This window comes from bacterium SCSIO 12741 (genome assembly GCA_024398055.1).
Taxonomy (GTDB): Bacteria; Bacteroidota; Bacteroidia; order Flavobacteriales_G; family Salibacteraceae; genus SCSIO-12741.
Window position 1 is genome coordinate 481,710 of record CP073749.1, and the last position, 16,749, is coordinate 498,458.

Annotated in this window: 15 protein-coding genes; 8 read left to right on the top strand and 7 right to left on the bottom strand. The window is 44.8% G+C overall.

Annotated features, from left to right (window positions below; all coding sequences use genetic code 11):
* Nucleotides 1-385: 385 nt before the first annotated feature.
* Nucleotides 386-655, bottom strand: a complete 270-nt coding sequence (locus tag KFE98_02130) for a hypothetical protein (protein UTW62979.1) — start codon at nt 653-655, stop codon at nt 386-388.
* 97 nt (nt 656-752) lie between these two features.
* Here KFE98_02130 and KFE98_02135 point away from each other — a divergent pair, with 97 nt between their 5' ends.
* Genes KFE98_02135 through KFE98_02145 form a run of 3 tightly spaced genes read left to right on the top strand, consistent with a single transcriptional unit; the run spans nt 753 to nt 2,148 of the window.
* Nucleotides 753-1,409, top strand: coding sequence for a sigma-70 family RNA polymerase sigma factor (locus tag KFE98_02135; GenBank protein ID UTW62980.1), 657 nt, complete (start codon nt 753-755; stop codon nt 1,407-1,409).
* Nucleotides 1,406-1,672, top strand: coding sequence for a hypothetical protein (locus KFE98_02140; GenBank protein UTW62981.1), 267 nt, complete (start codon nt 1,406-1,408; stop codon nt 1,670-1,672). Before KFE98_02135 ends, KFE98_02140 begins: the two co-directional genes overlap by 4 nt.
* A 2-nt stretch (nt 1,673-1,674) precedes the next feature.
* Entirely contained in the window at nt 1,675-2,148 is a 474-nt protein-coding gene (locus KFE98_02145; GenBank protein UTW62982.1) for a periplasmic heavy metal sensor, read from the top strand.
* Here KFE98_02145 and KFE98_02150 read toward each other — a convergent pair whose 3' ends face one another.
* Nucleotides 2,149-2,460 (bottom strand): hypothetical protein, encoded by a 312-nt coding sequence (locus KFE98_02150; protein ID UTW62983.1) that lies wholly within the window; start codon nt 2,458-2,460, stop codon nt 2,149-2,151.
* 203 nt (nt 2,461-2,663) lie between these two features.
* On the opposite strand from KFE98_02150, the gene KFE98_02155 reads away from it, so the two are divergent.
* From KFE98_02155 to KFE98_02165, 3 genes are all read left to right on the top strand, one after another.
* A complete protein-coding gene (locus KFE98_02155) occupies nt 2,664-3,494 on the top strand; it encodes a T9SS type A sorting domain-containing protein (GenBank protein ID UTW62984.1) in 831 nt (276 codons plus the stop codon).
* 90 nt (nt 3,495-3,584) lie between these two features.
* A complete protein-coding gene (locus KFE98_02160; GenBank protein ID UTW62985.1) occupies nt 3,585-5,060 on the top strand; it encodes a HAMP domain-containing histidine kinase in 1,476 nt (491 codons plus the stop codon).
* Nucleotides 5,060-5,764, top strand: coding sequence for a response regulator transcription factor (locus KFE98_02165; GenBank protein UTW62986.1), 705 nt, complete (start codon nt 5,060-5,062; stop codon nt 5,762-5,764). Before KFE98_02160 ends, KFE98_02165 begins: the two co-directional genes overlap by 1 nt.
* 65 nt (nt 5,765-5,829) lie before the next feature.
* Here the strand turns inward: KFE98_02165 and gyrB are convergent, their stop codons facing one another.
* From gyrB to KFE98_02180, 3 genes are all read right to left on the bottom strand, one after another.
* The gene (gyrB, locus tag KFE98_02170) at nt 5,830-7,776 is read right to left on the bottom strand and encodes a DNA topoisomerase (ATP-hydrolyzing) subunit B (GenBank protein ID UTW62987.1); all 1,947 of its coding nucleotides are present in this window, start codon (nt 7,774-7,776) and stop codon (nt 5,830-5,832) included.
* 296 nt (nt 7,777-8,072) lie between these two features.
* Nucleotides 8,073-9,806, bottom strand: a complete 1,734-nt coding sequence (locus KFE98_02175) for a hypothetical protein (GenBank protein ID UTW62988.1) — start codon at nt 9,804-9,806, stop codon at nt 8,073-8,075.
* A 7-nt stretch (nt 9,807-9,813) separates the two neighbouring features.
* Nucleotides 9,814-13,020 (bottom strand): tetratricopeptide repeat protein, encoded by a 3,207-nt coding sequence (locus KFE98_02180; protein ID UTW62989.1) that lies wholly within the window; start codon nt 13,018-13,020, stop codon nt 9,814-9,816.
* A gap of 294 nt (nt 13,021-13,314) precedes the next feature.
* On the opposite strand from KFE98_02180, the gene KFE98_02185 reads away from it, so the two are divergent.
* Both KFE98_02185 and KFE98_02190 read left to right on the top strand, forming a co-directional pair.
* Nucleotides 13,315-13,992, top strand: coding sequence for an ATP-binding cassette domain-containing protein (locus KFE98_02185; protein UTW62990.1), 678 nt, complete (start codon nt 13,315-13,317; stop codon nt 13,990-13,992).
* A gap of 5 nt (nt 13,993-13,997) precedes the next feature.
* Nucleotides 13,998-14,903: a glycosyltransferase family 2 protein gene (locus tag KFE98_02190; GenBank protein ID UTW62991.1), complete on the top strand. Its 906-nt coding sequence runs from the start codon at nt 13,998-14,000 to the stop codon at nt 14,901-14,903.
* Here KFE98_02190 and KFE98_02195 read toward each other — a convergent pair.
* Entirely contained in the window at nt 14,873-15,970 is a 1,098-nt protein-coding gene (locus tag KFE98_02195) for a glycosyltransferase (GenBank protein UTW62992.1), read from the bottom strand. The two genes, KFE98_02190 and KFE98_02195, sit on opposite strands and share 31 nt — an antisense overlap.
* Nucleotides 15,967-16,728: a hypothetical protein gene (locus tag KFE98_02200; GenBank protein UTW62993.1), complete on the bottom strand. Its 762-nt coding sequence runs from the start codon at nt 16,726-16,728 to the stop codon at nt 15,967-15,969. The genes KFE98_02195 and KFE98_02200 overlap by 4 nt, the downstream gene beginning before the upstream one ends.
* Nucleotides 16,729-16,749 lie beyond the last annotated feature (21 nt).

Genomic DNA, 16,749 nt, shown 5'->3' on the forward strand with positions numbered 1-16,749 from the left:
ATATAGATAATTAGACCTAACAAAACGCTCATAGGTAAGGTTACTCTCCCACCTTGTAATTTTCGTTTCCCAGTGGAAAGGATATCAAATTGAAGTGACCGATATCTACCTCAGAATGAGCACGTATTGAGAGAAATTGGAGGGTAAAGGCTGGACAGTGGTTAGGTAGCGTTGAAAGGTTGAATGATTCAAAGAGAAACCCGGCCTCTGAGCCACCGGATTTCGTTTTCAAATGGTTAATTAATTTCTACTACGGCATCTATACAAGGGCCACCGCTGTTCCAATCAATTTGAACAGATGCTCCCATGCATGGATTATTAAAAGTAGTTGACCAAACTCCAAATGCCGGACCTATTTGAGTCCAACCCGCTCCGCCACAAAGGCTCATGCAACTCCCCCGGTATCATCCCAAAGAATGCGCAACCAAGTGGTAAAGGGGTGAGCTGGATCACCTTGAAACATGGCTCCGCTTCCCGGTGGAATATGAGTTACAGGGGAACTCATTACGGGAGTGCCATTTGGACATCCTGCATAAGAGATAGCACCAACACAGAAGTCAAATCCGCTGTTGTTTTGAACCCACACTTGGTTGTGCTGGGCCGACAGTGCAAAAGCGAAAAAAGTAAATAAAGAAATAAAGATTAGTCTTTTCATAGTTGTAAGTTTAAGTTATCGAAGGCTGAAGAGTTCGCTCAGAGAAATCGAACAACCCACTCAAATATAGGGATTTAGAACTTGGACAGAATATCCCATGGTGACTGGGCGTGCCCGTTATACTTTTGGCCTTGAAAGCGTAACCGCATTGACGGAATCGGAGTTAATAGAAGCCCTCAGAGCAAAGAGTGAAATAGCCTTGCGACAACTTATCCAGGACTATTCGGATAGGGTGTATAATGTGGTGTTAAACCTGGTTCAAAACAAAGAAGACGCTGAGGAACTTTACTCGGATGTATTTCTTGAAGTATTTCAATCCATTTCCAAATTTCGGGACGGATCAAGCCTCTATACCTGGGTATATCGCATCGCGGTAAACAAATCCCTGGATCATCTTCGAAAGAAAAAACGCAAAAAGAGATTGGCGTCCATTTTTAGCTTGAGTTTTCTCCAGGAAGAACGAGGGTTGGAACCAGCTCATTTCGATCATCCGGGAGTTTTACTGGAACAAAAGGAAAACGCAGCACTTTTTTACGCCGCCCTTAATCAACTTCCTGAACGTCAAAAAGCAGCCTATGTCCTGCGGCACATTGAAGGCAGAAGCCAACCAGAGATTGCGGAGATCCTGGAAACTTCCGTTTCATCAGTTGAATCACTCTTGAGTCGATCGAAGGCGGGTCTCAAAAAAATAGTGTCAAATCATTTTCATTTCTCCGAAGGAAATCGAAAAAACAAACGTCCAAATAACAAATGAAGAAGGAAGAGAGAGTCGAAGAAGTGCTAAATAGCCTGGAAGGAATGAAGCGTGCAGAAGCTTCTCCATTTTGGGAAGAACGCATCATTCAACGTATCCAACAACCTCAACTAAGGGCTTGGTCACGTCAGGAAATAATAACCTTTTCATTGAGTGGATTGTGCGTCTTGTTGCTGTTGGTTAACACCATCGTTATCTCAGGAAGCAGGCAGGAAACGTCCCCGACCCCATCCAGCAACAACACCTTTTATCTCTACGAATGAGCATGCAAAATCGATCTCGCATAGTATTGATATTGGTGGTGATCCTGGTGGTTCTCAACGTGGGTGTACTCAGCTTTTTTATGTTTCAACCTCACCATCCTCCTCATCCCAGACCGGATAAGGTATTGAAGGATAAATTGAATCTCACGGAAGATCAATGGGTGAACTACCAAGCGCTAATCCAATCGCATCGATTGCAGATGAAGGCCTTTCAGCAGCAATCCAAACAGTTGCACGATGAGTTCTTCAATCAATTTGGAGAAACGCAAGAACAGGAACAAAAGGCTGATTCTTTGGCCTCAGAAATTGGACAGCTTCAAACCCAAATTGAGCGTCAAACCTACCAGCACTTTTCGGAATTGAGAAGATTGCTCTCCGATGAACAAAAAAAGATTTTTGATCAGGAGATAGGAAAAATCATGGGTAGAATGATGTCAGGTCCTCCCCATCCACCTAAGAGACCCAAACATCCATAACTACATGGGCTGTCCCCAATTCCAGAAATCCATGAGGTATTCGGATATTAAGTAAAACAGCCCTGCGGTGAGGCAGGCCGACAGTGCTAACAATAACCATCGTTTCCTTGCTCTTTCCTTTTGTTCTTCCAGCAATTCTGCCTGAATTTTCTGAAGCTGTTTATCGCTAATTGGGATGGAACGAATTCCTTCCCGTTCATGCTTTAGGTAAAGTACATTGTTTTTGAAGGCCCTCTTCTTTTTGAGAAGGGCTCGGTTGTTTTTGAGGGTAGTGATCATGTGAAAGATCATCCCTGCGCCTGGTCCGCCCATAATGATTGGTATTAAAATGAAGGAGAGGGTACTCCTTTGGTTAGTAATCTATTAAAGATACGAAAAGTTCGGAAATTGTCGGGTATACATTCTCCAATAACCCCTTCGAACTTTTAAGGTTTTGTTAGGTTCTTTTACGATCCTGTTAATAAACCCAATGGGAAACGGCGCCGTCATTTAGGCAAACACAAACGCTAATTCCTATGAAAACGAATACTCCTTTTTACCTGAGTTTTTTGCTCTTAGTCTGGGCCCCGAGCTTGCTGCTGGCCCAGTACTGTACTCCTCCAGGATTTCTAAGTATGGGAGGCGTAGGCGAGCCCTTCACACACATTGCCAACGTTCAAATCGAAAACCTCAACAATTCCACCAACCTCCCTACCGGACAAGGAAAAGACATCGGCTACCGGCATTGGGACGAACTTCCCAAGCCCGAGCTTACCCCTGGTTCGAGATACCAGCTTAATGTTGAATTGGCCGATAATCTCGGGCAAGGCATGCACGGAGTCATCTGGATAGACTGGAATGGCGATGAGGAGTTTGATGATGCTTCTGAACGTGTGTATTACATGCCAAACACCGGAACCCACAACCTAACTATAGATGTGCCAACCACCGCTAAAACCGGAACGATACGTATGCGGATATACTGCGACATGCCATCTACCATGGGGCATATTGATCCAGAACCGTGTGGTTACTTAAATCATCCTACCCATGCCCTTGGTCAACATGGAGAAGTGGAAGACTATGACCTGTTGATTGGAGCCTCGCTGGGACTAGAGGACAATCCGCGGTCTTCCACCCTTCATGTATTCCCACAACCCGCTCAGGAAGTTTTGAACCTCGATTACAAATTGGAACAAGGCACAACTTATTCAATCACCGATATTTATGGTCGCGAAAGACAGTTGGGCGAGGTAAGTCCAGGGGATGTGCAATTGGACGTTTCGTCATTGCCAAACGGCCAGTACATCCTCTCCATCCGAACAGGCCAAGATTGGGTTAAACAGCGCTTTTTTATAGCCCGTTAATTCCCTTGGCGGTTCCACTTATGAAGCCTGCAGGTCATTCGCGTTATGGCCTGCGGCTTTTTGTTTGTATGGCCATTAAAGCTTGCACCTTTGGACCGGAAATTATTGGTATTTGTTAGCTCGCTGGTAGCCGCCCTCCTGGGCTTGTTGCTTCTGCTCATCTATTGGGGCCAGCGTTCTATTGAGCTAAGGCAAGACCTGTTTTTGGACAAGGCCAACTTTGCGGTTCAGCGGGTTCTGCAGGAATACGAAGCCCGGTATTACTGTTTTAATCTCCACGCGGATCTATCCCTACCCAAATTAGATTCTTTCTTTCTGAAACACCCGGCCATTGCCGATGAAAACGCTCCGGACAAAATTCCGCTTCGGGTAACTACTTCTGAAGGTGATGTTCGCTCTTTCGAACAAATGCCCTTGGTAGGTCCTGCCCATTTACATGTGTTGATGCAATTTGAGTTTGATGATATTCCGGCTTTTAAGGCAGATTCATCACTTAGTGGATTTGAACGTTATGTTAGGGAGACGTATAAGCGCTATATCACCGACAAGCAAGGAATTCGACTGTTGGATACCCTCATTTTCGATTCGCTGGTGCATCATGCGGTACAACAATACCAACCAGAGGCTGATTTAGCCTACCAAATTCAACTGACCGAAAGCGAAGATGTAGTCTTCTCTAAAGGAAATATAGCCTCGCCTCTTGCCGATTGGGATGTCACGGGAAGAATGTATTCTGAGGATCAATTGGTGCCTGAATTGGCCTTGTTTGTTCAGGTAACCAATAAGACTGACCTGTTCGCGAAGCAGATTTGGAATGTCTATTTAAGCGGGGCCTTGTTGGTCTTAATTTCCATGACCATCCTGTTTTACCTGATTCGATTACAAGTCCAACAAAAACGGCTACTCCGCATCCAAAAAGACTTTGTCCATGGAATCACCCATGAATTCAACACGCCGATATCGAACATTAATCTGGTGGCCCAAAAGCTGCTTAAAACGGATGATGAAAAGGTCAAAAAAGCGGGTAGCATTCTGCAACACGAGGGGAGAAAATTGCAGGCCGGTATAAATCTGGTTCTCACAACGGCCCTGATTGAGAAAGATGAATTGCTGCTCGATTTCCGCGATGTAGACTTGGGCAATCTACTTCAAGAGCTGGCCGAACGCAACCGCGATACGCTTCTGGAATCGGGCATTAACTTAACTCTGAGTCTATCGCAAGAATCTATTTTGACCCGAGGAGATGCATTCCACCTGGAGAATGTATTTCAAAGTCTGATCAACAACGCCATTAAACACAGTGGTGCCAATCAACTGGAAATTGATGTGGAAAAGGACTCAGAAGGCCTTTCCATCCGAATTTACGACAACGGCAAAGGGATCGCAGATGACGATCGAAACAAGATATTTGAAAAGTTCGCAAGCCACGGAAATAAGGGGTCCAAAAACGGCTACGGACTCGGACTTTATTATTCGCGAATGATAGTAAACATGCATGGGGGGAGCATAGAATTAGAAACCCAGGTCAGAAAAGGCAGTGCCTTTTCGATCGAATTACCCACCTGATGAAGCACAATAGAATACTTCTGGTAGAAGATGACGTCAACCTCGCCTATTTGCTCGATGAGCACCTTACGGAGAATGATTTCAACACGGCCGTATGTCCCAGCGGAGAAAAGGCCCTCAACCGAATAGAAAGTGAACCCTTTGATCTTTGCATCCTTGATGTGGTTCTACCCGATATGGATGGAATCTCCATCGCCAAATCCATTCGTAAAAACAATCCTAAGATTCCCTTTATCTTCCTTACGGCACGCAACCTAAAAAGCGACATGCTTTTGGGTTATGAAGTAGGAGCTGAAGATTATGTTACCAAGCCTTTCGATGCGGACGTATTGCTTTCCAAAATCCACGCGATTATGAAACGCTGCTACCGTCCCAGCCCTGCCCAGGAACAGCCCAGACTTGGTCCTTTTTGCCTGGAGGTATCGCGTCGGGTATTGCAAACGCCGCATGAACGGGTTAAACTGAGCACTACCGAGTGTGGCCTTTTTGAATTGCTGATGCAGGCCAATCAAAATCCGGTGTCGAGGGAAGATTTAATGAAACAAGTCTGGGGCAAAAGCGACTTCTTCGTTTCCAAAAGTTTGGATGTATACCTCACCCGCATTCGAAAGATCATTCGGGGTTTCCCGGACTCAATCTGGAAACCATTTACGGATTTGGCTACGCCCTCACCTGGGATGATATCGCCTGAGGAAAATGCATAAAAAAAGGGAGCCTATTTCCGAACGATCGGTTTAGTGCTCCCCTTACTTAAGTATCTATTAAACGTTTACGCGTCGATCTTAGCGTATTTCGCGTTCTTTTCAATAAACTCTCTACGTGGTGGTACTTCATCTCCCATCAACATGGAGAAGATACGATCTGCTTCAGCAGCAGAGTCGATAGTAACCTGACGTAGTGTGCGGTGCTCTGGGTTCATGGTAGTTTCCCACAATTGCTCCGCGTTCATCTCTCCCAGACCTTTGTATCGCTGTACCTTCACAGAAGATTCGTTTCCAGCTCCTTTGAACTGTTGGATAGTACGATCACGATCGTCGTCATTCCAGCAGTACTGTTCCTTGGCTCCTTTTTTCACCAAGTAAAGCGGTGGAGTAGCGATGTACACATATCCGTTTTCGATCAACGGCATCATGTAACGGAAGAAGAATGTCAAAATCAAAGTAGAAATGTGGGACCCATCCACATCGGCATCACACATGATGATGATTTTGTGGTAACGAAGTCCGGTCAAGTTGAGCGCTCGCTCATCTTCCTCGGTTCCTACCTTTACCCCAAGGGCGGTGTAAATATTCTTGATTTCTTCGTTTTCAAAAATCTTGTGCTGCATGGCTTTTTCCACGTTCAGGATCTTACCACGCAAAGGCATAATCGCCTGGAATACCCGGTCGCGACCTTGCTTAGCCGTACCACCTGCTGAATCTCCCTCCACCAGGTAGATCTCGCAAACACCAGGATCTTTTTCAGAACAGTCAGCCAGTTTTCCAGGAAGACTATTTCCCCCCAAAACGGTTTTACGCTGAACCATCTCACGGGCCTTTTTAGCGGCGTTACGAGCTTGAGCTGCCAGGATCACCTTCTGAACAATGATTCGGGCATCCTTGGGGTTTTCTTCCAGGTAATTCTGCAACATTTCAGATACCGACTGCGAAACCGGAGCAGTAACTTCCCGGTTACCCAATTTGGTTTTGGTCTGACCTTCAAACTGAGGTTCAGCCACCTTTACCGATACCACAGCTGTAAGACCTTCACGGAAGTCATCACCAGAAATCTCGAACTTGAGTTTCTGAAGCATTCCTGAATCGTCAGCAAATTTCTTTAGGGTATTGGTTAATCCACGACGGAAACCAGCCAAGTGTGTTCCTCCTTCGTGGGTATTAATGTTGTTTACATAGGAATGGACATTCTCAGAATAAGAATCGTTGTACACCATGGCTACTTCCACAGGTATTCCACTCTTCTCACCTTCCATGTAGATCACATCATTGATGATCTGGTTGCGGTTTCCATCCAGGAAGGTGACAAATTCTTTCAATCCCCCTTCTGAGTAGTAACGCTCAGAAACGTGCTCACCTTTTTCATCTGTGGCTCTTTTGTCGGTCAAGGTGATCACAATCCCCTTGTTCAGGTAAGCCAACTCACGCATACGATGAGCCAGTGTATCGAAGTTGTACTCCGTGGTCTCAAAAATGCTATCGTCAGGTGTAAAGGTCACATAAGTACCGGTAATTTCCGTTTCACCAATTTCGCGAACATCATAGCTCGGTACCCCAATGGAGTACTCTTGCTCATAGACCTTCCCGTTACGGTGAACTTCAGCTCTCAAGTGGGTAGACAGTGCGTTAACACAAGAAACCCCTACCCCGTGGAGACCACCAGAAACCTTATATGTATCCTTATCAAATTTACCCCCGGCGTGTAGTACAGTCATTACTACTTCCAGGGCCGATTTTTGCTCTTTTTCGTGGAAATCAACTGGGATACCCCGACCGTCATCTTTTACGGTAATCGAGTTGTCTTCGTTGATAAACACATCAATGTTGGAACAGTAGCCGGCCAATGCCTCATCGATGGAGTTGTCAACTACCTCATAAACCAGGTGGTGCAACCCTCTGAATCCCACATCCCCGATGTACATCGCAGGACGTTTCCGTACGGCTTCCAGTCCTTCGAGGACCTGAATATTCCCGGCGCCGTAATCCTTTTTTTCTTCGCTCATGAAAATCTGCTTTTCAATCCGTTTTTATAAAAAGAAAAAACCGTCGAAAAAACGGTTATCTCACGTATCTAACAAAAATAGCCTATTGCTTGTCCTACGGGCCTTTTGAGGGGGTTGAAAAGCACTATTTTTTCAACATCTAATTAACATTTGGTGGAGGAATTTTAAATGGTAAGGTTCAATGATCAATTTTCAATTTTATCCAACTCAATTCCGACTCCAAATCAACATTGAAAATTACCTTCGGTGAGCGCTCTTTGAGCTCGGAGTTGTCCCTGAAAATTGAAAATTCACAACTATTTCCGCGTGCCCCAGAAACTATAACTAACCCCGGCTACCACCGTCAAACCCTGCTGATCGTAATTGCGCCAAACGTTGTAATTGGAATTGGCCAGGTTGTACAGGCGAACAAATGCGGTTAAACGACGGGTAAAAAAGTACTCCGCTGATAGGTTCACATCGATTAGAGCATCGAGGGTTTCTGCGTAAACACCTCCGCCCAGATTTTCATGCCCTACTCCACCAGTGGTACGGGCCTTTCTTTCCGAAATGAAGAAGATATCGGCTTTTAAACTGATCTTCCTAGCCAGGTTGTAAGTCGTATTCAAATTGGCCTTAAAGTCGGGCATATTCCAGGCGGCTTTTTGGTTTTTCAGGTTATAGCGGAAGTACTCACCACTTAGGACAAAATTGAACTTACCCACATTCTGCCAACCAAACTCACCGTAAACGGAAGTGATGCTACCATTGTCGTAAATAACGTTGAATTCGTTGTTAATAGCTACTCCACCAAGGGAATCTACCGGATTGACAAAAAGAGCCAAATTATCCATGTCCTGATGCGAAACACGAGCATTGAAAGAGGCTTTGGAACTAAAGGCTCCACGAATACCTCCATAAACCCGGTACTTTACATGTTCCAGATTCGTAGTTGGATCGCTTACGAGGTAGGGGTTGGTTTCTGTAAGCGAGCGGAAGTTGTTACGCGATACTCCCCCATTCAAACCGGCGTAGGGAATCAGGATATCTTTCACCAAATCGTATTTCACATACAAATCGGGAATAACGAATACATCGTTGCGGTTTCCAAATCCAAATACCAATTGAGCACCAGCCCGAAGTTTAAAATCACCACGAGTGGTTTCAAGCACTGGCATCAATCCCAACATGGTATTGGTAGTGGTGCGCGTTGGCAATGATTCGGGATGCATCTTAAATTGGTTAAAATCCATCCAGGCCTTCACCTTTACAAACTCCTGATTAACGAAGCGATCAAGAACGAATTCGGCTTGAACATTGTCTTCCGCACTGGAAAAGCGATCCCGGTAGTGGTAGTACTTCAGCATCCCCTCGTAGTTGATCTTATTGGAATCCTTGTAATAGGACTTGAACTTGAGCGTAGGCTCAATAGTCTGAAAACGCTGAGCGGTGATGTCCTTATTTAGGCTATCGTTTTGAATGGTCTCTGAGTAATCGGAAGGATTGAAACCATACTTGTGCAAGGTGTTTAAGTTGTAGCGGATGTTTCCTGAAACAATCGAGTTGTAGAAAAATTTGCGGGCATAGGCATTGAAATAGTTATCCGAAAATCCAGCATCGCCTCGATCTTTCACATTTCCATTTGATCCATGGTGCCAGGCGGTTAATCCATAATCCCATTTTTTGGATCGGATGGAATTGATCACCAATTCGCCACGGGTGGTCAGGTTATTACCCATTCCCAAGAGCAGGTAACTGCGGTAAAGTTTGTTCAGGCGCTCCCCTTTCATTTTGGCCGGCTTAATCGGCTTAGCCTCAAAAGTGGTTTCTGCTCTTTTTTCTTTGATTTTGTATTCTGCTGTTTGCTTAACTTCTATGACAGTATCTACAATCTGTGGATTATCGCTGAGTTTGAAAGCCTCGGTTACAACGGGTACATAGGTGGTGGTAGTTTTTACTACCTCGTTGCCCAAACTTCCGTCATCGCTCTGGCTCCATGCAGACACATTTGCAAACAAGACGATACCTGCAATCCCAAGCGTTCTGATCATTTCTTGCTTAATTTCCATCGGTGTCCTCCTTTTCAGTTTCTGGAATCACGATATCTTCCACTTCTTCATCATCTCCAAAAAGCTCATCAATCTCATCATCCGATATTTCCACATCGTCAAAGTCGAGTTCTACTTCAGGAGTCTCTTGTTCTTCTTCCTCTTGCTGTTGTTTTTCCTTGGTCTCCAGATTTTCCAATCGCTCCTTGGCCTGTGCTAAAAGTGCAGGATCATCAGCGTAGTTTTCAATCATGGAATTAAGTACGGCTTTGGCCTGGAAGAAGTCGTCACGCTCTTCGTAAATATCCGCCAGCAATAAGAAGGACTGGGCCAACCAATTTTTGTAAGACGGCGTTTGGTTGATCAATTCGAAAATCTCCTTCTCCGCCAGCTTCAAACTATCGCGGTCGTAGTGAATGCGAGCCAGGTTGTATTTGGCCTCCGCTCCAATTTCATTGAGCACCGTATCCGAAACCAATTGGAAGGAATACAGCGCTGAATCGGAAATTCCTCTTCGCATGTAGTCCCTACCGGTAATCAAATGGGCCAAGGTGTAGTAATGCAATTCTTCAAACTCGTATTCGAGGTAATTGTGAGCCGCTTTAACGGCACGCTCTCTCTGGTTGAGTTTGTAGCTACAATCCAATTGCCCTTCAACTGACTTTCGGATGTTTGGCGCATTGGTGGCCACTTTCTCCAATTGGGTGTAGTAAGGCAGGGCTTTTTCGTAGTCCTTTTTCAAGAACCAATAATCCGCTGATTTGGAAACGGCCTCTTCGGAATACCCATTGGGTGGGAATGCCGCAATGGCTTCGTAGTAGGTAATGGACGAATCGTAATCCTCAGAACGGAAGTAACTATCCGCTAAATAGTAGTTTGCCTTCAGCATGTAAATAGCCGGAGAAAACTGATTGAGGTATTGTTTTAAAGCTACAACGGCAGCATCGTACTTCTGCTCCCCGTATTTCATTTCAGCAGCAGCAAATACCGTGGAATCTAAAGTAGCCTCAGCTACGTCCATAAAGGGAAGTTCAGCCAATAGCTTTCGGTATTCAGCAATCTGTCCGCGCTCAATGTAAATACTCTCAAGAATCGATAGTGCTTCCCGGGTATCCTCAAAGGTGGGATAGTCTTCAATAATTTTTAAACTGGCCGTTACTGCCTGATCGGCTTGGTTTTGGTTGAAGTAGATCAACGCTGAACTCTTCAGGGCTCGTTTGCGGTATACGTTGTCGTTGATGCTGGTTTCAATAACGGTATTAAAGCTTTCCAGGGCCTTATCGTTATTACCCAAAATGTTGTAAGCCCGGCCCATCTCGTAATAGGCTGCATCTAAATGTGTGGATCCTTCATGATGTGCTACCAGACGCTCAAGGGTAGCCACTTTTCCTTTTAGATCTTTCTGCAGTCCCTGGCAAATCGAAGTTTGAAACAAGGCGTAGTCTGCATCAAATCGTCCAATATCTGCTGCCTGACGGTAAAAGTCGATGGCAAAGGAATAATCCCGGGTCATAAAGTAGCAATCCCCAATTCTGAGGTAGGCATCATTAATCTTCAGGCTATCGGTTTCGTTTTTGTCGTAAATGAACTTTCTAAACCAGGTAATGGCCTCGCCAAATTGTTCTTTTTTGAAATGGCTATAACCAATGTTGTAATTCGCTTCGTTGAATTTCCCAGTAAGAATGGCGGCCGGTTGAAAAATGAAGGTCTGGTAATTTTCAATGGCGTTTTCGTATTCCTTCATCCGAAACCGAGCTTCTCCTTTCCAGTAAAAGCCTAAGGCGCTCAGCTTGCCATCAGAACGGTAGCGGTGGGAACGATCAAAATAGGAAATGGACTCCTTGTATTCCTTATCCTGATACAGCATGATGGCCTTGTTGTAGGCTATCTTTTGGTAAGCTTCCTTCAGGTTAGGTGTCTTGTTCTTTACTTGTTCTATGGAGTGAAGCGCTGCGTCGTAGTTACGGGTGGTCAGGTACACAGCGATCAAATAACGATAGGCTTCATCCAATCGACGGCTTTTAGGATACTTCTCAATGTACTCTTTGAAGGCCTCAACCGACTTCCCTGTTGGATCGAGTGAAACTTCGTAGCTCAATCGGGCATAGTTGAACAAAGCATCTTCGTTGATATCATCATCAAATCCTAAATCATAGGCTTTACGGAATGCTCCACGACTAAACGCTTTTTGATCCAATTTCAAAAAACAATCCGCCAAATGATAGGCTGCCAGTTGAGCCATTTCATTGTCCAGGCCAATCAATCGATTAAATAGCTTGGAGGCTTCTTCGTAGTTCTCGGTTTTGTAGTAAGTGAAGGCAAGCTGATAACGGTCGTCATTATTCAACATCCGTGATTCCTTGGCATACATTTCCAAGTAAGGAAGAGCTTGCTCGTAATCTCTTTTGTAGTAATAAGCCTCCCCGATCAATCGAGCCACTTCAGGTTTACGCTTTTCGATGACGGAGTCCAGTTTGGGCTCTGCATACTCGATCAATTCGTCGTATTTCTTCTGGTTATACAGGATTTGAGTCAGGTAATAAGGCACCAGGGGACCAAACTTGGGGTGCTGTTCCAGCTTCTTAAAATCTTGAAGTGCTGTTTCGTACTTCCCATCCAGGTAAGCGATGTGGGCAAAATAATACCGCGCTGGACTGGTGTAGGGATTGTTTACGTCTTTGATTTCGTAGAATAAGCGAGAAGCTTTTTCCATTTGCTTCTTCCGCATGTAGGCATAACCCAACTTGAAGTGGTAGTTGTAGTTATCCTCTTCGTTTAAGTCATAAGGGTCCACTTGCTCCAACCAATCGATGACCTTGTCCCACTCCCGTTTGCGGAAATGGTAAATCCCCAATTGGTAGCGGGCATTTTTTACTTTGGGGCTTTCAGGGTGATTGCGGATAAATTCACGAAGCAAAAGAGAGGCATCGCGATGAAACAATTGGATGGCACAGAGGGCGGATAGGTATTCGCTATTGATGGCGATTTCATCTGTACGCGAATCGTAGTACTGGGCTACTTTTTCAAATTCCTTTTGGGCGGCACTGTACTTTTCTTTTTCAAAGTACTCCAGCCCCAGGTTATAATGTTTTATCGGATTGCGGTACAATTCGGTCTTTTGCCCCATTCCCTTCAGCTGAATACCGCATACCATTACCACGAGGATAAACCACCGAATGCTAACCATTGCTTTTTTCAATACAATCTCCTTTGACAAGCTAACGTCTACTAATTTTGAATATTGAATGCTGAATTTTGAATTCTGAGCTCATTACCAGGGGTTTTGGTTAAATCCATAGCTCACCTGCAAATCGAAAAATCAGATTTCGAAATTCATTTTTTCACCTCATAAAAGTAAGTAGGTTTCTCCCGGAGAGATTCCGCCAATACCGAAGTTTTCAACGCTTTTCTGTTGACATGAACAAGCCGTCAACCGGCTACTTGTCAAGAGGTTTTACATCTTTGTTTAGGAAGAAAATCCCTGTATTTTTACCGCAGAAAATAGGTCAATATGAACAACGAAAGCATCCTGGAAATTAAAGACTCAAAAATCTACCAGGGCGACAACCTGGTGCTGAGCGACGTAAGTTTTAATATCCGAAAAGGGGAATTCGTTTACCTGATTGGAAAAACCGGAAGCGGTAAGAGTAGCTTGCTCAAAACGTTTTATGGCGAACTCCCTCTAAAAAGCGGCGAAGCCCGTGTGGGTGAGTTCTCACTCAACAAATTGAAGCGGTCAAAAATCCCTTTTCTAAGAAGGCGATTGGGTATCGTGTTTCAGGATTTTCAATTGCTTTCTGATAGGTCGGTGGAAGAAAACCTGGCCTTTGTTTTAAAGGCTACCGGCTGGAAAAACAAAAAAGAAATTAAGACTCAAATTGAGACGGTTTTAGACCAAGTGGATCTTTCGACCAAGGGTTACAAAATGCCCCATCAATTGTCGGGTGGTGAGCAGCAGCGAGTAGCTATTGCCCGGGCATTGCTAAACGACCCTGACTTGATCCTTGCCGATGAGCCTACCGGAAACCTCGATCCGGAAACCTCCCTAAAAATTCTCGACCTGTTAATCCGAATCAGTCAAAAAGGGAATGCCGTTCTTATGGCTACCCACGACTATTCTTTAATGCAACGCTTTCATCAACGTACCCTAAAATGTGAGGACGGAATCCTTCATGATTCTGCGGCCTAATTTCCATGCTTAGCGTACTTATTCCAGTATACAATTTTGAAGTCGTTGATCTGATCAAAACCCTGGTCGATCAATGCCAGTATGTGGATAAGCCCATTGAAATCCTTTGCATCGATGATGGATCATCGGATGAAATTCGAAAAACAAACCAACAGGTAGCCGAGTGGCCAGAGGTAACTTACCGTGATTTAACTGAAAACATCGGTCGTTCAGCCATTCGATTGTTATTGGCCGAGTCTGCTCGATACGATCACCTACTCTTTCTGGATTGCGATGTACTGATTCACAATCGCAACTTTCTCAAGAATTACCTGGCTTGTCTGGAGTACCCGGTAGTTATCGGAGGAATCTTCTACCAAGACCAAGCACCGGCTGACGAACGACTTATTCTCCGTTGGAAATATGGAATTCACCGGGAGCAAAAATCAGCTGCAGAACGGATGAAAATTCGCTACAGTCATTTCGTCGCCTCCAATTTGTTGATTGAAAAGAAGGTGTTTTTGAACACCCAGCCGAAAGGCAAAATCTTCGGATATGGACACGAAGACACGGCCATTGGAATCCGCCTAAAAGAATTGCACATTCCCCTTCACCACATTGACAATGCCGTAGAACACGCCGGCCTGGATACTTCGGAAGATTTCCTGATCAAGTCCTTGTCCGGAGTGGAAAACCTTACCCGTCTTTTCCGAGCAGGACTTGCGGGTCGTGAATTGCGGATTTTAAATTACTACCTCAACCTCAAGAAATGGGGCCTGGCCGGAATCAGTCGTTCCATTCTCGGACTTTTCCTTTCAACCATGGAAAAGAACCTCACCGGAATGAACCCCAATCTGATTTATTTCGATCTCTGGAAAATGTATCACCTAATCCGATTGGATCAGAAGTTTTCTCGAACCACCGATTCGTAAACGCCCAGCAATCTCTTTTCTTCTTGTTGCCAGTTGTAATGCTTCCTGGCTTCAAGCGTGTTTTCGTGTAGCCGGTCGTAGCGTTTTTTGTCCTTCAATAAATGATTGATCGCGCTGGCCAGGGTAAAGGGCTGTAAATCATCCACCAAGGTAGCAACCTCAAACTCCTCGTTAAACATTTTGTAATCCGGGTAGTTCATCGCGATTTGAGGAACACCAGAATGCATGTAGTCGTAAAAACGGTTGGCCATGGAGTATTTGTTGCTTAATCCTTTGGCATCAAACAGGGTAAGTCCTAAAGTTGCGCCCAGCGTGTAGTGCACCAGTTCATCCGGCTCCACATACCCTTTAAAACTGACTTTGTCTTCTAAATGCTCCTCTTCTACCCGATGCATCAATTTCTCGTAAATATCGCCTTTCCCACAAACGATCAATTGACAATCGATTTTGTGCATGGCTTCAATCATGGGTTCGAGTCCACGGCCGTAATTGACCGCACCCTGGTACAAAATGTAGGGTTCGTCCTTGGGCACAGTTTTCAATTCCCGGAGTACCGTAGCATTGCGCACAATCTCAAATTCTACCCCATATTCTTTGCGGAAAAGTTCAGCATATCCTTTCGATACCGTATACGCATATTTAACCTGAGGTACAATCCACCGTTCTACGGATTTCCAAGCTTTTCGAATAGACGGACGATTGACCACCTCCTCCATTTCCGAGAAATATTCATGGGCATCATAAACCAAAGGCTTACCTCGCAAACGAGCAGTCATAAAAGCCGGCACCAAAGTATCCAAATCGATTCCACAGATAATATCCATGCGGATAATCATCAGGTACAACAACAACCTCAGGTTGTATTCGATGTAAAAGAGCTTTCCCTTTTCGAAAAAACAACTCAACCGAACCTGTTTAAAAGGCTGTTTCCTCAGTTTAGGTGATGATTTCTTCACCCGACCAATGAGGGTAACCTCGTATCCGGCCTCATGCAAAGAGGTGCAGATTCGACGCATCCGCTGGTCATAAACCAAATCGGTGGTAACGGTTAGGGCAATTTTTTTCAATCGAGCGAATTATACCAAGCCATGTCGGCATTACTAATTTGGTCTCCATTTTTTACCTGGGGTGGATCAAAAGGTGGAAACCACGTGGCCCGAAAGTACCTCTTTTGTTTTTCCAGGGGCCAATTGGCATTAATTTCCTTGAGATCGGCCATTTCCTTTCTCAAGTGGAAGCCCCGGTTTCTATTGGGGTCCAGTTTTTCTTGAGGCACTTCGGTTACTTCTCCTTTCAAAATAGAGGCAATGCTTTGCTCAAATAACCGGATTGATGCCTCCACCGTTTGGTTGTAAAGGTCTTTTACGAAACAATTTTCGGGAATGGGGAACCGAGATTCAAACAGCAAAGGCCCTCCATCTATTTTCGGTGTAAGGCGATGAATGGAAGTTCCAAATTCCTCGGCACCGTCAATCAAGGCAAAGGAAAACTGATTGCATCCCCGGTACTCCGGTAAGGGAGCCATGTGCAGATTTATGGCCAACTGACGTGCCAGTTCGATATGGCGAGGTAAAAGAATCTCGTGGTATTGAACAGAAATCAGGGTATCGAAAGGCTCCAATTCAAACAGGCCTTCCATATCGTAGTAAACAGGAATGGATTGAGCCTTAGCCACGGACTCCAGGGAATCTTCCGGAGCACTGAGTTTAGAACGGTTTTCGAAAACCGCAATTACCTCAGCATTCAATTCTTCGGCACGTTCCAAGAGAATTTTCAGGCATATATGCCCAATTCTCTTTCCTCCCATAAATACAACCTTGTTCAAAGCTTTGCAGTTTGCCGCAAA